We start from the raw sequence: 1842 nt of genomic DNA, 5'->3' as shown, positions 1-1842 counted from the left end.
TTTGCGATGATTGGTGCATTAGTATTTTTAGGCTGCCCTTGGAGAATGTGGCTAAGACTAAGTGCTGGGGATTGGACTGCAATTGCAGGGGTTTTTGGGCTAATCTTTGGAATCCTCATTGGAATCTTTTTCCTCAAGCGCGGATTCTCACTTGGACGCAATCGCCCTGCAAGTAAAATCGTAGGACTTATTTTCCCGCTTTTTGCACTAGGATTACTCGGGCTTTTATTTTGGGGGCTTGGTGGCGATACTCCGATTAAATTCTCCACAAAAGGTCCCGGCTCTATGCACGCTCCGCTGATTATCTCACTTATCGCGGGATTATTTTTAGGCGTTATCTTCCAAAAAAGCCGATTTTGTATGATTGCCGCGGTGCGCGATACAATCCTTACACGCGATACGCACATTCTACAAGGCGTGATTGCATTAGTCGTTGCTGCATTTGTAACCAATCTCGCACTAGGATTCTTTAATCCGGGCTTCACAGGGCAACCTATCGCGCACAACGATACGCTTTGGAATTTCTTAGGTATGGCACTTGCTGGAATCGCATTTACACTTGCAGGTGGGTGTCCGGGACGACAAATTATCCTTAGTGGCGAAGGAGATGGCGATGCGGCAGTGTTTGTGCTTGGGCTTTTGGTAGGCGCGGCGTTTGCGCATAATTTTTCCCTTGCTAGCTCACCAGCAGGGATTGGAGCAAACGCACCTGTGGCAGTCATCATAGGCTTTATTTTCTGCTTACTTGTGGCAATTTTTGCGAGAGAAAAAAGGAGTTGAAATGGTAGAACTTGATGTGCGGGGACTTTCTTGCCCCGAACCCGTGCTAAACCTTAAGCCTTTAATAGATAAAGGCGAGAGTGCAATTAAAGTGCTTTGCAGTTGTGGAGCAAGTAGCGATAATATCGTGCGCCTTGCTACAACAAATGGCTATATTGTGGAATCCCAAAAAGAACAAGGTGAGGATTTGGAGTTTGTCTTAAGAAAGTCGTAAATTCCCTTGCGCAATGCTTAAGAAATTAAAAATTCATAGCAATCCACAATGTTAGCCACTATTCGTCATTGCGAGGATTTTGCAAGGAATCCGTGGTGTGCAATTTGTGAAGCAAATTTCACCTATACTTGCAAATCCATAACGAGATTCAGAATATCTTTCAAAGTGAGATTCTATCTCGTGGATTGCTTTGTCGCTCCGCTCCTTGCAATGGCAGAGTAACAGAATCGTAAATTTGGAAAGGAATCCAAAATGCAAACAAACTATATTTACTTAGATAATGCCGCAACGACTTTTCCTAAAGCTCCGGGCGTCAAAGAAGCCGTTATTGAGTTTTTGGAAAATATCGGTGCGAGTGCAGGGCGAAGCGGACATTCTCTCTCCATAGAATCTGGCAGAATCCTTTATCAAACGCGGAGACTTTTGGCTGATTTGGTCGGCTTGAGAGATTGTAAGCGCGTCCTTTTTACACTCAATGCTACAATGGCAATCAATACGCTTTTGCAAGGATTCCTCAAAGAAAATGATATTGTCGTGGTTACCCAAATGGAACACAATGCAATTAAACGCCCGCTTAATGCGCTAAAAAACCGCCTTAAGCTAGAAGTGCGCGAGATTCCGTGTAACTCCACGCACACACTTGATTTGAAAAAAGCAAAAGCAATGCTTAAAGGCGCAAAACTCCTAGCATGTGCGCATATTAATAATGTCAGCGGTGCGATGATTCCGCTAGAGGATTTGAGCGCACTTGCCAAAGCTCACAATGTCGCTTTCTTGCTTGATGGCGCACAGAGTGTCGGCTGTGTAGAGATGAATGATGTGATGCAACAAGTAGATTTTCTAGCCCT

At 44.5% G+C, this 1842-nt stretch carries 4 protein-coding genes; all 4 read left to right on the top strand.

The window, feature by feature from the left end; all coding sequences use genetic code 11:
* A partial coding sequence (gene yedE, locus LS69_RS09955) for a YedE family putative selenium transporter (RefSeq protein ID WP_138124660.1) occupies positions 1-780 on the top strand: 780 nt, incomplete at its 5' end.
* A gap of 1 nt (position 781) precedes the next feature.
* The gene (locus tag LS69_RS09950; RefSeq protein WP_138124658.1) at positions 782-994 is read left to right on the top strand and encodes a sulfurtransferase TusA family protein; all 213 of its coding nucleotides are present in this window, start codon (positions 782-784) and stop codon (positions 992-994) included.
* A gap of 48 nt (positions 995-1042) precedes the next feature.
* Entirely contained in the window at positions 1043-1216 is a 174-nt protein-coding gene (locus tag LS69_RS10645) for a hypothetical protein (protein ID WP_194145499.1), read from the top strand.
* A 30-nt stretch (positions 1217-1246) separates the two neighbouring features.
* Positions 1247-1842 (top strand): aminotransferase class V-fold PLP-dependent enzyme (locus LS69_RS09945; RefSeq protein WP_138124655.1); only part of this gene is annotated, 596 nt, incomplete at its 3' end.

The sequence above is a fragment of the Helicobacter sp. MIT 05-5294 genome (assembly GCF_000765675.1).
In the GTDB taxonomy this organism is placed as follows: Bacteria; Campylobacterota; Campylobacteria; order Campylobacterales; family Helicobacteraceae; genus Helicobacter_D.
The sequence above is the reverse complement of the archived record's forward strand: the minus strand, read 5'-3'. Positions and strand labels throughout refer to the sequence as shown.